17 protein-coding genes are annotated in these 16,083 nt (G+C 52.3%); 2 read left to right on the top strand and 15 right to left on the bottom strand.

Annotation, left to right across the window (positions count from 1 at the left end):
• Positions 1-71 precede the first annotated feature (71 nt).
• Positions 72-947, top strand: coding sequence for a helix-turn-helix domain-containing protein (locus KJW29_RS05570; RefSeq protein ID WP_214629060.1), 876 nt, complete (start codon positions 72-74; stop codon positions 945-947).
• A 240-nt stretch (positions 948-1,187) separates the two neighbouring features.
• On the opposite strand, the gene KJW29_RS05565 is transcribed toward KJW29_RS05570, so the two are convergent.
• The 15 genes from KJW29_RS05565 to KJW29_RS05495 form a co-directional block, all read right to left on the bottom strand.
• Entirely contained in the window at positions 1,188-1,823 is a 636-nt protein-coding gene (locus KJW29_RS05565; protein ID WP_246608603.1) for an ABC transporter ATP-binding protein, read from the bottom strand.
• Entirely contained in the window at positions 1,810-2,622 is an 813-nt protein-coding gene (locus KJW29_RS05560) for an ATP-binding cassette domain-containing protein (RefSeq protein ID WP_214629058.1), read from the bottom strand. The genes KJW29_RS05565 and KJW29_RS05560 overlap by 14 nt, the downstream gene beginning before the upstream one ends.
• 17 nt (positions 2,623-2,639) lie before the next feature.
• Positions 2,640-3,497 carry an ABC transporter permease gene (locus KJW29_RS05555; protein ID WP_214629057.1) on the bottom strand — a complete coding sequence of 286 codons (858 nt, stop codon included), beginning with the start codon at positions 3,495-3,497 and terminating at the stop codon, positions 2,640-2,642.
• Positions 3,494-4,531 (bottom strand): ABC transporter permease, encoded by a 1,038-nt coding sequence (locus KJW29_RS05550; RefSeq protein ID WP_214629056.1) that lies wholly within the window; start codon positions 4,529-4,531, stop codon positions 3,494-3,496. The genes KJW29_RS05555 and KJW29_RS05550 overlap by 4 nt, the downstream gene beginning before the upstream one ends.
• Before the next feature lie 58 nt (positions 4,532-4,589).
• Positions 4,590-6,215, bottom strand: coding sequence for an ABC transporter substrate-binding protein (locus KJW29_RS05545; RefSeq protein ID WP_246608602.1), 1,626 nt, complete (start codon positions 6,213-6,215; stop codon positions 4,590-4,592).
• 192 nt (positions 6,216-6,407) lie between these two features.
• On the bottom strand, positions 6,408-6,926 hold the full coding sequence (locus tag KJW29_RS05540) for a YbjN domain-containing protein (protein ID WP_187099745.1): 519 nt from the start codon (positions 6,924-6,926) through the stop codon (positions 6,408-6,410).
• A gap of 39 nt (positions 6,927-6,965) precedes the next feature.
• Positions 6,966-8,771, bottom strand: a complete 1,806-nt coding sequence (locus KJW29_RS05535; RefSeq protein WP_214629055.1) for a hypothetical protein — start codon at positions 8,769-8,771, stop codon at positions 6,966-6,968.
• Positions 8,772-8,843: 72 nt separating this feature from the next.
• Positions 8,844-9,350, bottom strand: a complete 507-nt coding sequence (gene nikR / locus KJW29_RS05530) for a nickel-responsive transcriptional regulator NikR (protein ID WP_214629054.1) — start codon at positions 9,348-9,350, stop codon at positions 8,844-8,846.
• A gap of 146 nt (positions 9,351-9,496) precedes the next feature.
• Entirely contained in the window at positions 9,497-10,267 is a 771-nt protein-coding gene (locus tag KJW29_RS05525) for a hypothetical protein (protein ID WP_214629053.1), read from the bottom strand.
• The gene (locus tag KJW29_RS05520; RefSeq protein ID WP_108991443.1) at positions 10,264-10,962 is read right to left on the bottom strand and encodes an ABC transporter ATP-binding protein; all 699 of its coding nucleotides are present in this window, start codon (positions 10,960-10,962) and stop codon (positions 10,264-10,266) included. The genes KJW29_RS05525 and KJW29_RS05520 overlap by 4 nt, the downstream gene beginning before the upstream one ends.
• A 6-nt stretch (positions 10,963-10,968) precedes the next feature.
• A complete protein-coding gene (locus KJW29_RS05515) occupies positions 10,969-11,355 on the bottom strand; it encodes a GntR family transcriptional regulator (RefSeq protein WP_087571028.1) in 387 nt (128 codons plus the stop codon).
• A 44-nt stretch (positions 11,356-11,399) separates the two neighbouring features.
• Positions 11,400-12,158 carry an ABC transporter permease gene (locus tag KJW29_RS05510; RefSeq protein ID WP_214629052.1) on the bottom strand — a complete coding sequence of 253 codons (759 nt, stop codon included), beginning with the start codon at positions 12,156-12,158 and terminating at the stop codon, positions 11,400-11,402.
• Complete coding sequence (locus tag KJW29_RS05505) at positions 12,151-13,131, bottom strand: ABC transporter ATP-binding protein (protein ID WP_246608601.1); 981 nt, start codon at positions 13,129-13,131, stop codon at positions 12,151-12,153. The genes KJW29_RS05510 and KJW29_RS05505 overlap by 8 nt, the downstream gene beginning before the upstream one ends.
• Positions 13,132-13,673: 542 nt before the next feature.
• Positions 13,674-13,895, bottom strand: coding sequence for a hypothetical protein (locus KJW29_RS05500; protein ID WP_087571026.1), 222 nt, complete (start codon positions 13,893-13,895; stop codon positions 13,674-13,676).
• A 124-nt stretch (positions 13,896-14,019) separates the two neighbouring features.
• Positions 14,020-14,952: a hypothetical protein gene (locus KJW29_RS05495; RefSeq protein ID WP_214629051.1), complete on the bottom strand. Its 933-nt coding sequence runs from the start codon at positions 14,950-14,952 to the stop codon at positions 14,020-14,022.
• 197 nt (positions 14,953-15,149) lie between these two features.
• Here KJW29_RS05495 and KJW29_RS05490 point away from each other — a divergent pair, with 197 nt between their 5' ends.
• The gene (locus KJW29_RS05490) at positions 15,150-16,070 is read left to right on the top strand and encodes an ArsR/SmtB family transcription factor (protein ID WP_087571024.1); all 921 of its coding nucleotides are present in this window, start codon (positions 15,150-15,152) and stop codon (positions 16,068-16,070) included.
• Positions 16,071-16,083 lie beyond the last annotated feature (13 nt).

Raw genomic sequence — 16,083 nt, 5'->3', positions numbered from 1 at the left:
GATAGCAAGAGGGTAATTTCGTCCCTGAATTTCGATAAATATCTCATTTCTTCGGAGGCTGCGATTCCGACATGACTTACTTCCCGGATTATCTCAAAAACTATCCAAATATGAATACTTCCAGCCCTTTGCATATAAGCTTGAATACGCTTCATTCGGGATTCCGCGCTCATCGTCATGACTTTTTGGAATTTTCTTATGTTGTGGACGGTTCCGGATCCGAATCCATCAACGAGGTGCTGCATCCCATGAAACCAGGCACCTTCACCTTCGTCCTTCCGTACCAAGTGCATCAGATCTATACGGACCCGGGAAGCAGGCTTGTCCTGTACAATTGTATGTTTAGCATGGATTTGCTCATGGAGTCTTCCCCCAATGAAAGACTTCTGGGATTAATCGACGCTGTTGGCGCACCGCCGTTCGCTCAGTTGGAGGGTGAGGATCGCGAAAGAATCGGATCGCTTATTGAGGGAATGTACGGAGAATATAAGAGCAACGAGCCTTGGCGGCAGACCATGCTTCAAATTCGGCTTAAGGAGCTGCTTATCCGTTTCGATCGTCATCGCCGATCGCTGACAGAGAATAGTCAGAGCGGCGACAGAATCCAACTGGACCGGCGCGCATATGGAAGGCATTCTTCTGTCTGGCCGATCATTCATTATATTCATCAGCATTATCAGGACGACCTTACTCTTGGCGATCTTGCTGCGCGTTTTAATATGAGTCTGTCCCGAATCAGCGAAGTCATAAAAGAAACAACCGGACAAAACTTTCTTTATTTCCTGCATGATCTTCGTATCCGTCATGCCTGCAGCTTGCTCGTATCGACGGAGATGAGCGTATCCGAAATTGCGCTGGAGGTCGGGTACGGGTCCTACAATACGTTCTCGCGCGTCTTCCGCGAAACGAAGGGCGTTGTGCCCAAGGAATATCGAAAGCGCAAGTAAGCACTTGAGAGTATGATGGCACAACAATCAGGGCAATTCCGCGATGTCGCCTGTTGCGACCGTGGAATTGCCCTTGTTCGTGGACACTCCTGTCCGGGAATTGCTCAGCCCTTCCAATGTTGAATTGAGCTGAACGTCAGTACGATTACGAATATGACATACAAGACGAGAGAGACGATTCTGATCGTGCGCCTGCTCATGCCTTTGCACCCCTTCCGCATCTTCATTACCCGTATATATTCATTCTATGCAGGGTATGACAAATGCGGAGCTTGTCAAACCAATGAGTCGATCTGCAACTACATCCAGTAATTCAGCATCATGACTGATAGCCAATATGCCTATGGATCGCTCGCTTGCGATCGTGAGCAAAGCATGCCAGATTTCAGCCTGGGTTACGGCATCCAGCATGGCGGACATCTCGTCCGCGACAATAAACTTCGTCTGAGGCCCCAACGATCTCACCATGCAGCATCGCTGGAGCTGCCCTCCTGACAATTCGTTCGGGTAACGTTCCAGCCATGATTCCTGTATACCGAAGGCCTTCAGTATGCTTGTATCCGGCTGCCAGCCTTCCGCAAGCATCTTCCCGATCGTCCAACGCGGATTGACAGCCAGCTCGGGATGCTGATGAATTAATTGAACAGGGCAATAACCGGAACCGGGCAGACTTCTGTCGCCGACTAGCACTTTTCCTTCCGTTGGCACCATATAGCCAGCCAGGAGCTTCCCAAGTGTCGACTTGCCCGTTCCGCTTGGACCCATTAAACCAACCACCTCACCCGGCGCGATCTCGACCGAATACTCCCGAAATAACCATTCGTTGCTGCCATACCGCCAGCCCAATCGTGATCCTTGCAAACTAGCTCTGTCCAATGGTTTCAACCTCCCTGGCAACAGGCCGCTTAAATCCGTTGCCGGGCAATGCCTGCCATAGCTCCCGGCTATAGGGGTGCTGCAGGAGGCTGCCATCGCCCGCAAAACTGCCAGCCTGAGCAATCTCCACCACTTCGCCTTCCCTCATCACAACCACTCTGTTCGCCGTTCCAGCAGCAGCTTCCAGGTCATGCGTAATCATAAGGATGCCAGTCCCCCCTGCCGCCAGCTCGCGGAAATAATGCAACGTCTCCGCCACGTCTTCCGAACCCATTCCCGGTGTTGGTTCATCGGCTATAATCAAGCCCGTCTCCGGCTGAGCCGACATGGCGAGCAGCAGCTTGCGCGCCATACCTCCAGATAGCTGGAATGGGAACAATCGATTTATTTTCTCACCAAGACCAAGACGCGCCAACAAGCCTTGCCTGGCTTCCATACTCTTTTTATTATCAAATGGTCCTTGCAATTGCCTGCCGACGGAGAGCAGCGGGTTTAGATAACCGACGGATTGCGGCAGCAAGGCTAACGTGCGCCCTCTCGCCTTAAGCAGTTCCTTCTCATCGAGAAGCCTTCCGTTCATCCTGATCTCGCCCGTGCGCACCGCGTTTCGCGGCAGAATGCCCATAATCGCATGCGCTAACAGGCTTTTGCCAGAACCGCTGGCCCCAACGACTGCAACGATCTCGCCGCGGCCGATTGACAGATTTAAACCATGAATTACCTTGGCATTCGTTCTATCCGTACCCCAACCATAATTCTGGAACGACACCGACAAAGCTTCGATATCCAGGACATTCATATCTACTTCTGCCTCCCTCAAGTCCGTGAATGCTTGGGATCGATCAAACGCTGCAGCGAATGGCCCAGCATATCGAATGCCCGAACCGTCACGAGCAGCGCAAGTCCGGGAAATACAGCAAGCCACCACATGCCCGAAGACAAGTATCGCATCGACTCGGACAAAATAATGCCAATAGCCGGCTGATGGGGCGAAAAGCCCAGCCCCAGAAACGTAATAGCCGCTTCGTGCAACACGGCATGGGGAAATAAGAGCAGGAAACCGACAAACAGCTGCGGAAGGAGATGCGGCACCAGATGATGTCTCATTATCCACCAGCGGGTTCTTCCGAAGCCTCGGCTTACCGCTACATAATCGGCGGTTGCCACACTGAGTGCTTCAGCGCGAATGACGCGGGCCAGACTGGGCCAGTGAGTAAAAACAATGCCGATCATGATCCCTTGAATCCCGCCACCGCTAACAAAGGCAATCAAAATGAGCATGACCAAATGCGGAACGCTGAGCGTCGCATCGATCAACCAAGTGACGACCCGGTCAACCGTCCGGCCCAGAAATGCAGCCGCCAGCCCCATCATCATAGCGATGACGGTGCTTCCGGCAGCTCCGGCAAGACCAACAGCGACGCTTAAGGTTAGACCTTGCACCGTGCGCGAGAACATGTCCCGTCCAAGCCAGTCCGTTCCGAAAAGATGCTGCAAGGAAGGCGGCAAGTCGCGAAGCTCCAGCTTAACGCTTAATCCCTGCTCGCCGATGAACAAGGAGCATAGGATGATTCCAACCAAGAGCAGTCCTGTCGTCGCCGCGGAAATCAGGAGTCTCGTTCTGCCGGTCAAGCGTCGCCCGCTCCCCCTTGTCAGGCTTCGCGCTGCTTTCATGATTTCACCTCCGGATGGAGCCTTCTTTTCGGATCGATTGCCCAGTGGATCGAATCTGCAAGGAGATTGCCCGTGAACACGAACAAGGAACTGCATATAACAAGTCCCAACAACAGCGGAACATCGCCGCGAAGTCCAGCCTCAACCGTCGCTTGTCCCAATCCGGGATACGAGAATACCTGTTCGGCAAGAACGGCTCCGCCGAACAACTCGCTAAAGGAAGCGAATTGCAGCATTAAGGCAGGCAATGCCGCATTACGAAGTCCATGCCTAAGGAACAGCTTCCACCCACGCTCGCCCCTGGCTCTTGCGAACAAGACGTAATCGCTGTCGTACACCTCAATTAACTTCGCCCTTGTATGCAGTGCGACAGGCGCGATGCCTGCAACGGATAACGTAAGAGCGGGAAGCGCCATATGATACAGCCGGTCAAGCAGCGTCACATCGCCGGCGAGCACTCCCGCAGGAACACCGAGTCCAACCGGAAACCATCCCAGCCAGACGGCGAAAATCGTCATCGCAAGCAGCGCTATCCAGAATGCTGGCGTTGAGGCTATCGTGTAGCAGACCGATTGAATAAAACGATCAGTTATTCCTCCTTGACGAATCGCCGCGATTGATCCCAGCGCAAAACCTATAATCCCCGAGAGCAGCCAAGCCGTCGCCATCAAAGCGGCAGAGCTTGCAAACCGATCCGCAATGACGTCCGAGACCGGCTCACGATAGATCATCGAGGTTCCCATGTCGCCTTGCAGCAAGTTTCCCGCCCAGCGCAGCAAGCGCTCCGCGAAAGGTTGATCCAGTCCCCAATAGGCTCCGATCTCGGCGCGCTGCTCCGGCCCTACGGTCATCATATCGGCTCCGATGTATGCCTGGATCGGGTCGATCGGCGACAAATCGGCAAGCAGAAACGTAACAAAACATACGAATGCAAGCAGCAAAAGCAGCCTCAGCACCCGTCCGCCCGCAAATCGTATCCAGCCACGCCACTGCCCCTTGACCTGCGCTGTTACCGTCTCGTGCAGACCCGACATCGCGCCAACCCCCGTCCTCGATGACATTCCAGAAAACTAAGCAAACCCGCCAACCCTACTACTCCTTCCACTTCCAGCTTGCGATATTGTCGGTCACCGGCCAGCCGTGGCGATGCGGCTGAATGCGCGGCGTGCCGATGTCAAGGGCATCGTCTACCAGATACAAGTGCTTTATATTGACGAGCCACGCCCACGGAGCGTCGCCTTTGGCGCTTGAACCCGTCGTCCCGTCCCACTGCGATTGCTTCCAATAGGCCATCGCCTCCTCTATCGTGAGAGCCGCCATTGCTTTTTCCATATAACCGTCTACCTGTTGGTTGCTGTAGTAGCCGGTATTGTAATAATCGACGCCGGCATACTTGGATGCATAAAGGGCATACAGCTCCGAAGGATCATGGCTGCCCCACCCTAACAACACCGCGCTGGCATGCATCTCCCTTTCGATCTCTTCCCAGCTCTTGCCCGCAGCAGTCATACGGATTCCGATCTCCTTCATCATCTCCGATGCGGCAAGCGCCAGTGATTGTCTTAATGTATCGCCGGATGGATAGATGAGCGGGAATTCCGCGATTAATCCATTTTTCTCGAGTACGCCGTCTCCATTGCTTTCGCTCCAACCCGCTTCGGCCAACAGTTTCTTAGCCCCTTCGATGTCGCTATCCGCAATGACCGTATCTTCATTCCACCATGGGAGTCCGTCAACGGATGTATAAGCCGGCGTGCCGTAGCCCTCCAGAATGCCTTCAACAAGCTTTTCCCGATCCATCGCCATGTTAATGGCTTGTCGGATCGCAAGATCGGCAGTTACGGCATTGCCGATGGGATAACCTTCCTCCGTCTTGCCGCCTGGCTCTGCATAAGGGAATGTTATGCCGCGATTATCTACCGTTTGCAGCGCCTCCAGACGCATGCCCGGCACTTCTTGTTTGCTGAAAGAAGAAGGGATATATGCCATATCCACCGTGCCCGCTTTTGCTGCAGCTAAAGCCGCATCCTCGTTAAGGAACAGGAACGTGATATGATGGAACGACGGCTTGTCGCCGTAATAGCTCGGATTGCTCTCTACCAGCAATTGCTGACCGCGATCCCATTGCACGAATTTGAATGGGCCGGAGCCAATAGGATTGCTGGCATAATCAGCGCCGTGCGCGTGACTGGGAACGATGCCAAGCGTAGTCAATTCGTTTAGAAACGTCGATTGAGGTTTGCCCAATTTAAAGTGAATGTCATTCCCATCCAGCTCAACCGCCTTTAGATTGGTCAAATCGATCGCGGATCCGCTGTTCGCCGTCGTTTCGAACGTATATTTGACGTCGTCTGGCGTGAGCGGCTCACCATCAGAGAATTGAACATCTCCGCGAAGCTTGACCGTCCAAATCAGACCATCGCTGCTGATCTCATAGCTCTCCGCCAAGTCGTTTGTCACATTAAGTTGGTCATCTCTCTTAAGCAAAGTGCTTTGGAAAAGCGGCGAGCCATAGCGGCCCCACCCTAGCGTCGGATCAAAACCATCCTCTGGCTCGGAACCAATCGCCACGACCAGCTTGTCCGAACGTCCCTGCGACTCTCTCTCCGTCGTCTTCGGAGACGAGCAGGCCGCTATCAATGAGATGACAAGGAGCAGAAGCACGCTCGTCATCATTATAGATCTAGTATTGAATCTCATTTCAATCCCATTCTTCATTTCTCATTCTCTCCCCTACATCGTGTTACGATCTCAGTACATTGTAACACGAGTGAGAAAATTTGACATCCCTTTTTTACAACGTTAGAAAAACTTATGATTTTAATTTTTTAGAATGTGGAAAAAGCCGGCCAAATATTTGGGCCGACTTCTGTATGTTGTTATGCCTTTCGCCTATTAGCCTCGCCTAGTCTATTCCTGTACTCGCAGCGCTTCCTCAGGCGTTAGCTCTCCGGCTGCTACCTGCTCGATTCGTTCCTCGAACAGGACTAACATGTAATGAAAGATCGAGATCACCTCTAGCAGCTCGTCGGGCGAAACGGTCTGCGAGGACGAAACGGTGTAAACATAGCGGGCGTAAACTTCGCCATCTTCGTTTAGGCCGAACCCGCCCAGCGGGACCATCCCGTTAGCCCCAAGCAGCATACTCTCTACAGCGCTTCTCTGCGCCGGCGCCACCCGGAAAGGCAAGACTGTATGGAGTTGAAGCAAGCGAATCCACGCGATGTCAGACTCCGGCAAGGGCTGGAAATTCAAATTCATCATTCGATCTCTGCCCTGGTCATCCTCGCCAAGCATCATCACAAGGACATGCAAGGGAATACTCTCGGATCGCTCAAGAAGCTGGGTCTGGAACCCTTCCTTCTCAAATGCGATTTGCAAGCCGCCAAGTTCGGCCAGTTGCTTTGCGTGTTCCATCTCAGATACCATAATAGGCCAACCTCCTGTCCCCATACATGTTTGAATTTATTAGTCCCTTTGTTTCATAGATTCCATTAACAGCTTACGCTGCTTGTCGATATCTCCGTTTAATCTAAACAATGCCTTCGTGCTGCAGCCCGTCGCTTCAATAAAAGTCAGTACGCGCTGGTATTGCTTGAGTCCATCGGCCGAAGTTTCGTCTTCTGGAAGCTTGCCCACCATATTAAGAATCAGGTCGGCGTCCTTAGCCCGTTTTTCATGTTTTTTGTCGGATGACTTCTCCGCGTTGAACACAGTCGACCACGCGCTGTTAGGACCTTTCTCCGCGGCTTTGTTATGACCATATTGCTTGACCCGGCGGAATAAGCCCATGCCCACCTTCGTACCGCTAGCCGCGGCCTTCAGACTGACTCCGACCGCAGCACCCGCTCCGCTGAGCGTCGCAATGTCCCCCGCGATGCTCGCCATCTCCAGCCCGGATTCGATACCCCCGCGAACCAACTTCTTATTGTTAATGTTTTTCATCTCTTTAGCCAGCTCATAGTTTTCGATATCGTCGAGTTCGATCTGCGCTTCCTTCTTTTCATCGGCTGTCGCCGTTGCATTCGCGGGATCGATAATTCTCATCAATTCTGCGTGGCGATTTGTGAGAGCCGTCTTATCGGTTCCCGTTGACGAATAGATCGTCTTTCCGAAAATCGTGCGATTTTTGGTCTTAACCATGCTGCTGTTAGCGTACTTGGTTTTGAAGTCCCGCTTGATCGTCGTCATCTTCTGTTTGGAGCTATGCCATTGCATCATATTGAAAACTTTAATTGTAATCTTGATGCCGCTGATGGCGATGCCAATGCCAGGTATTGCTTCTGTCAGCTTGCCAACGCCCTGTTCCAGAATTTCCAGAATCGACTTAACGGTCTTGACGGCCGATTGAGCCGCCTCCAAGCCATTTTGTACAGCTTCCAGACCGCCCTTAATGACTTCTTTTTTGGTCACGCCTTCGGCAGAGAAGCCTTCCTTGAACAATTCATAAATCGACTTGACCATAAAGAATGCACTCTTGATCGCAGATAAAGCATCTCCCACACTGCCGCTGTAACCTGCCACCGCTTCAGAAGAGCCGACGCCGTTTTCGTTGCCCTCCAGCTTTACGGCGTTGTCCACGACTTTAGCGACGCCTGCAAACGCTTTTTGACCGCTTTCCAAACCGCCATACAGGGCGCCTGCCGTTTCCGACTTTTTTGTCGACTCCGAGATGGCCTTTTTCATGTTAATAAGCCCGATAAAACCCGAACCTACATCCAACAAGCCGGATGCTACTCCGAGCTTTTGATTCTCTCGGTCGATCTTAGCCTTTTCAGCCTTTTCTGAGGAGACGTCCTGTTCATTTGTCTCGCCTTTTTTAATCGCCTTCTTCAACTCGTCAGAAGCGTCCGAATATACATCCGTTTGACCGCCGACTCCCGTACCTGTTATTTCGGTCGTGTCGCCTATGTTGTCAACAGCACCGCTTTCAGCACTAAAAGCCTCTGCTTGTCCGAAACTACCTGCCGTTTTGGCTTCACCAACCTTAAGCCGCATTAATCCGAGCTTGGACGGTGGCGGCGTATTTGTCGGCTGTCCTTGTTGCTGGGGCGCCCCGGTCTGTCTCTGAATCGGAGCAATCGCCCCGCGCCTCGCCATCATCTGCATCGTCGCCTGATTGCCGACGGATGCCTGCATCCATCTGAGCTTGTCCGCTTCTTGGCCGCGCTGAGGGAAGGCGTTTGAAGCCGATGTTTTAAGTCCGGAGGACGAGGAGGCTTTCCCTGCCTGCGCTCCGCCGGTTGTTTTGTCCGCCATTTGGCCTTGCGCCATATCTATTCTATCTCCTTTCCGCCCTATGTATGAATCGTCATTTAAAGAAACAGCTCCATGTCAATGTTAATCCTATCGTTCATCTGCCTGACGACTGTGACTGTGTCTATGACCGTGACCATGATTGTGACCATGGCCATGAGCATGTGCTTCTGTTCCTTGAGGTTCGGCGAATGTGACCGACAGCTCCGCGTACGAAACGCCCTTCTGGATCTGAATGCGCTCATGCAGCTCCCTCAGCGTACCCATTTGGCCGCGTACGACGATGACCTCCAGGCATTGATCGTGATTTAAATGCACGTGCATATTGGAGACAATATCATGATGATAATCGTGTTGGATGTCCATTAAGACGATCGGCAGCTCCCGAACTTGATGGTCGTAGACGACAACTATCGTTCCGGCCACGAACTCATCGCTTCCGAGTCGCGTAGGCTCCAGCAATACCTTCCTCGCCAAATCGCGAATCGCTTCCGATCGGTTTTTGTAGCCCTGCTCTTCGATAAATGCGTCGAACTGCCCAATCAGCTGTGAAGGGAACGATACGCCGAATCGTACCAACTCTTCCTTATCCGACATAACGCTTACACCTCCATTCTGTCCTGACTGATTGTCGTTATTTGTCTATTATAGACTACCTTGGACCAAATGGGGAGAGGATAACCGCAAAGAAAAACGTCCGGCCAGCAAAGCAGAAAGCTTCGCTGGCCGGACGGATAAGGAGATTACAACTTGATTTTGCGATTCATCATATAACGAATGCCAAAGAGCAGCGTAACGCAGGTTGCAATCTCGATCAGGAAGGAGATGATCGAGATGCCTTGGATCCCCGTTACGGTCACCGTCAAGCCATCGCCGCTTGGCGTGTCCGCCATGCTGAATCCCGTAATTCCGAACGGCACATTGCCGCTCGAGGAGTTCGAATGCACAAGCTCATCCAGCCAACCTAGCACCGCCGCCAAGCCGATAAACATAAGAATGCCAAGCCATGTGCCGATCTTGCCCTCGAAGGTTCTGGCGAAGGTGATGCAGAAAAAAACGAAGACGGTAGCCGAAACCGTCAGCCATACAAATCCGATCAAAAACGACAATGTGAGCTTCAGCTCCAACTGCTCCCTTATAGGCGACAGAATCGTCTCATCCAATCCGAGCCATGTCACGAACGCAAATTCATGAAGCAAAAAAAGAACGAGCAGGAAAGCCATGCTGGCGAGCAATAACAGAATTGGCGATGCGACCGTGTAAAGCGAAGGTAACGGAAGCAATCGCCGGCTGTATGCCTTCAAGTTGGCGTTGTACGTCTGACACACCATTAAGAAGGCCAAAAATCCTGCAAACACATAGAGGACGATTGAAACGATGTAGGTCGTAAGCGGCACCCAGTCCTTGATTTCTCCTACAACCGTCAATATAGTCTGCGCAAGGATAAAAATAACCGTCGCAGCGAAGATACTGTTCGAATTGCGCTTCCAATCATATTTAAGCAGCTTGATCATTGCGCGTACACCTCTTTGAACATTTCATCCACGCCTTTCCCGTATTTCATTCGCAAGTCGTCGACAGCCTCGTGCAGCGCTACCTTGCCTTCTTTGATAAACAGGACCTCGTCGAAAATCCGCTCGATATCGCGGACCAGATGCGTGGATATGATCAGACTGCTCTCTTCGTTGTAATACTGAACGATCGCATCCAAAATTTTATCGCGCGCCACGGGATCGACGCCGCCGATCGGTTCGTCCAGCAGGTACAGCTTCGCATTTCGCGATATAGTGAGTGTAAGCTGCAACCTCTCGTTCATCCCCTTGGACAATGAGGTTGTCTTGTCGTCGGGGTTGAGCTGCATAAACGACAGCATGTCGCGCGCCTTGGCATCATCGAAGTCCGGATAGAGATCGCGGCTGAACGCAATGGCGTCGCGCACCTTCATCCAGCTCTCCGTCAGCGGCTTATCGGGCATAAATGCCGTGCAGGCTTTGGAGTACTTGCCCGTTGGCAGTCCGCAAACGGCGACGCTTCCCGATGTCGGCTGCATAAGTCCCGCCGCCAGCTTCATGATCGTCGTTTTGCCGCTTCCGTTGCTCCCGAGCAGACCGATAATTTTGCCCGGTCCCACTTCGAACGACACGCCGGAGAGCGCCGGCTTCGTGCCGTAGCGTTTGACTACATCTTTTAACTGAAGAATGGGCTCCATCGACGATCAGCTCTCCCTTTCCCGTTCGGAATGATGATGAACCGTATCCTTTACCAGCGCCAATATGTCGCTGTCGTCGAAGCCCAGCTCCTTCATGCCGAGCACGAACCGTTCCAGCATATCTCCAGCCATCTCTTTCTTTAATCGCATAATGGTCGACTCCTCGCTAGTCACATAACGCCCCATGCCGCGGCGCGTCTCGACGATTCCTTCGCGCTCCAGCTCCTGGAACGTACGTTGGATCGTATTCGGGTTAATCTGCAGCTCGGCGGCCAGCTCTCTCACGGAATCAATTTTGTCGCCGGGACCGAGCTTGCCGGTAATAACCATCTTTTTTACATGCGTCATGATTTGGATATAAATCGGCATGTTATTATCGAATTCTATCGTCACAGTGGGCTATGCTCCTTCTCGATGCCAGTCCGCTCCAGGCCGACTTATGAGACATCGCGTTTTCTAAACGTGACAAAGCTTGCAAGCAGGAACAGCGCTACGTACACAATAAGCACCGATACGGAAAACGGCAGCGTCATGCCCGGAATCATGGGCTCGTTGCCCGCGTTAAATTGCGATAGATCCGTGTTAGCGAACAAAATAAATTTGGCAAAAGAGTACTTCGACAAAAGGAGCGTCGCCAGTCCTCCCATCATAACGCAAAACAAGGCAATGCCGACGGTAACGCCGCTCGACTTGGTCAGTATGTCAATCATGAAGGTAAGCGTTACGTAGACGGTCGTATAAATAAACATGTACAGCATCGAGCGGCCGATCTCGTTCCAGTGTGCCGCTTCTCCGCCCCATCCGTAAACGATGGTGCCCGTTACGAGAACGGCAGCGGCCGTAAACAAAATAAGAGAGATGATGAACAGGAGCGATGCCGTATATTTAGAAGCTAATATCTTGTTGCGGCTGTGTGCACGGATGAGCAGAAGCTTAATGGTGCCCATCCGATATTCCTTGGACACCATGCCAGCCATCGTAATGATAGCAAGCAGAGGAAGCACCTGTCCAGCAGAACTCATGCCGATCGCCAGCGCGGCAAATTCCGCCCCGGAACCGAACTCGCTCCCCATCTTGAATACCGCATAGCCGAAGATCGCGGCATACGCCGCAAGAATAACATACGGGACCAAGATCGAGCTTCGCTTAAAAAGCTTTAACCATTCATTGAGCACCAACCTACTAAAACTACGCACTGCGATTCGCCCCCGTCCATTTCATAAATTCATCTTCCAACGAAGATTTAATCTCTTCTAACCGGTAGAGTCCCACTCCCGCATCCGTCAGCGCCTTTACCAGCGACGGAATATCCTCGTGCTTCAGCTTGACGGCCAGCATGCCTCTGTCTGCATCCTTGCTTAGCAGCTCCGCCTTATTTGCAGCTGCCAGGGTCCTGGATGCCAGCTCGACGTCGGTTACTTCCAGGCTGAGGGACATGGAACTCTTCTCTTCGCTCTCGGTATGCTTGATTGAGCGGACCGCAATGAGCTTACCCTCTTGAATAACGACGACGCGGCTGCACATCAGCTCCATCTCGCTGAGCATGTGGCTGGATACGAGAATGCCGATCCTCTCCTTGTCTGCAATCAGCTTGAGATAATCGCGCATCTCCCGAATGCCTGCAGGATCAAGCCCGTTCGTCGGTTCGTCCAGAATGAGCACCTTGGGCTTGTGAAGCAATGCCTGCGCGATGCCGAGACGCTGCCGCATTCCAAGCGAATATGCCTTTACCTTTTTGTTCATGGCATCCTGCAAGCCAACAAGCGCTGTTACTTCGCGGATCCGTTCTTCTGACACGCCCTCGGTCATTCGCTGGAACTGCTTCAGATTATCTAATCCCGTCATATAAGGGTAAAATTCCGGATTCTCGATAATGGCTCCAATATGCCTTATTGCCGCTTCAAAGCTCTTGCTAACGCTGCTCCCGCCAATCCGGACATCGCCCTCCGACATCCCGATGAGTCCCACGATCATCCGGATCGTCGTCGTCTTGCCGGCGCCGTTAGGCCCAAGCAGACCGACGATCTCGCCGCTTTTTACTTCGAAGCTGAGTCCGTTGACCAGCTTTTTCCCTCCGATGATCTTCGAGACATTATCCAACTGAAGCACCGTTTCATTGCGATCTGACCGGGCCTCGGCAGCAGAATTTCTTTTATTCATGTCAACCATTAAGCGTCCGCTCCTCCTGTGTATAGGTGTTATAGTTTAATAGTACACTACAACTCAGACATTGTAAAGACGTCCTTTCTTCTCTTTGATTCGAATAGCGGACAGGCGGGTACTTAATAATTACAAACCAGGGAAAGGGGCGATGGCCATGAACCCGCCAAATCGAAATATCGAGATTGAAGAAAGACATGTCGAACACAGATCGGATTCCAGCCGCGTTTTCGCTACTTTGATTAAATACGCGGCTTATCTCCTCATCTTCTTTGGACTTCTTTACTTCCTCGTCCGTTATGTGTTCCCTATGTTCTAATGCAAATGAAGTAAGCGTACGTCAACAAGGCTGCCCCTAATCTCCGATAATCGGAGATTAGGGGCAGCCTTGTTGGCTGGAACGCTGGCGGTTCGTAGAGACGGGTTCTTTGCCGTTCGCGCACTACAAAACAAACCTCCCGCCTGGAAGTCCAAATCAGGACCATAGGCGGGAGGTTTCAGGGTGCCAATCGGCATCCTATACATACGGCAGAGTCGCCGGAATTGCTCGCTTATTCTGCTGCCGGCGCATCCGTTGCGGTTGGAACAACCGTTTCATCCGTGACGGTCGGCATATTGTTGGCATCATCGTTAATGCCATTGGAGTTTGTATTGACATTGTTGCCGTTGTTGCAGGCCGAAGCCCCCAGCAACAGCACCGCGCACATCGTGGCGGTCAGCAGCAGCTTGGTACGGGTTGTTTTGCGAACGGGATTATTAGACTCTCTCTTCATAATCATCTTCCTCTCGGTTTCAGTTATTTTTAAGGTGTGCGACTGTTGCGCCTACCCTTCCTTAACCTGCCGGGGTTCAGAATGAAACAGCATTCATCATGAGAAAACCCTCATATACCGTTGCTTAGACTCTTTCTTGCAGCAATTCAATTAATTGTTCGGGCATATCCCATGGCAACGGACGCAGCCATGATGGCTGCCCGGCCGCATCGCCGCTCGCTTCCCGCTTGATGGTCCAAAGAATCGGCACGCCGGCCCGGGCGGCAAACCCCGCGGCAAAATACGTTTCCGGATCGGCTTCCGTCACGTCGACAATGATCAGCTTGCATGATGTCAGACGCTCCACCATTTCGCTTCGTCCGTCCGATCCTGCGGCGGCAGCTTCTTGCAGCGCTTCGCGGGCGATTTCCCGGATCTTATTCGGATGGAACATACGAACGCCATACCCGCATTGTTCAAGACCGTTCGGAAGGATCGCGGACCATTGCGTATAGATCTGCTCGCTGCCTGCGAGTACGCAGCACTCCTTGCGGCGTCCAGCGCCGGATTCGGCCATCGCTTCAGCCCAGCCGGATTCCGTCAGCTTTAGCACGGCACCCTCGCGATCAATCCATCCCGAGTCGCGTGCTTTTTCGATCAAGTAGACCAGTTCTTGCAAATTAGAAGCATAAGCGACATTATAAGCTCGAGCCAGCGGGTGCAGATTGACGGGATCCCCTGCGGAATTCGAATTCCGATATAAGTATCTCAGCAGCCGGCGGCCCTTCTGCTCCATTGTTGTAGCTACTTCCGGAGATGACACAATAGCCTCTGCTTGCTCCAGCGTCAGAGATGCCCGTTCGCCATGCTCGTCCAGCTCCCGAATGTATGCCGATAGAAGGGGCAGAACACGCCGCTTCTTTTCGTAAGGAAACGACTGCAACGCGGCAATCGCATCGCTCTTTACCTTGTAATGCCCTTGCGGGGCGCACATGCATCCGAAATATCGTTCGTATTCACCGTCGCGTTCCATTCCAACAAGCTCCGTACAGAACACACAATGTTTTTTAGTCAACATCGCAATCACCTCTTCATCATACGGTTCGTATACGAAACGAGATATGAGGGGGACTGCCATTTATTACTACAACGAAGGCCTCGATAGAAGATTTCCCACTATAAGTTAACCGATTACTTGTTACATTAATGAAACAGTTATATAATCGTATAAAATCGATTAACAGGCAGCAGCTCGCCTGCTCGAAGGAGTGCGCCATGAATCTGGAAGTCAATCAACGCAATTTGCCATTATTCGAAGCGCTGGCATCAAAAACCCGCATACAAATGATAGAATTGCTTAAGCAAGAGCAATTAAATATGAAGGAAATCGCAGCCCGCCTGGGCATCTCCTCCGCGATCGTGACGAAACATGTCAGCCAGTTGGAGGAAGCCGGCATTTTGGAGACCGAAGTAGCCGCCGGCAAACGCGGCACCCAGAAAATATGCAAGCTGAAGCTCGACAAAGCAACGCTTCTATTCAGGGAAGGTCCAGCTCCTGAGGAAAACACGGAACAGCCTTATAACCACTACACAAGCTCCATCCCGATCGGTCAATATTCCGCATACCATGTAAAGCCCACCTGCGGTCTGGCTTCCGATACGAAGCTGATCGGCATGCGCGATGATCCCAGATATTTTGCCGAGCCCGATCATGTGCTGGCGCAGCATCTCTGGTTCGCCAGCGGTTTCGTCGAATACCGCATTCCGAATTATTTGACCGGCCGCAAGCCCGTCAGCAACCTGCGCATCTCGCTGGAAATCTGCTCGGAGGCGCCAGGTTATGATGAGAATTGGCTGTCCGATATCACGTTTGCGATTGGCGGCATCCCGGTATGCCGTTGGACGTCGCCAGGCGACTTCGGCAAGTCTGCAGGCAAGCTCACGCCGCATTGGTGGGGGGAATACAGCACTCAGCACGGCTTGCTCAAGACGCTTCATGTTACGCAAGACGGGACCTATATGGACGGAGTCAAGCTGTCGGACGTCACCGTGGGCGATCTGCCGCTTAGCGCAGGCGAAGAGATCCTGTTCCGCATCGAATCGCCCGAGGATGCCGTCCACGCCGGAGGCGTAAGTCTATTCGGCAAACGCTTCGGCAATTACGACCAGGACATTGTCGTGACGATCAGTTGTTAGGGCGCTTGAATAT

This window comes from Paenibacillus agaridevorans (assembly GCF_018604145.1).
Classification (GTDB): domain Bacteria; phylum Bacillota; class Bacilli; order Paenibacillales; family Paenibacillaceae; genus Pristimantibacillus; species Pristimantibacillus agaridevorans.
Note: the sequence above shows the minus strand (reverse complement) of the source record. Positions and strands in the feature narration are given on the sequence as shown.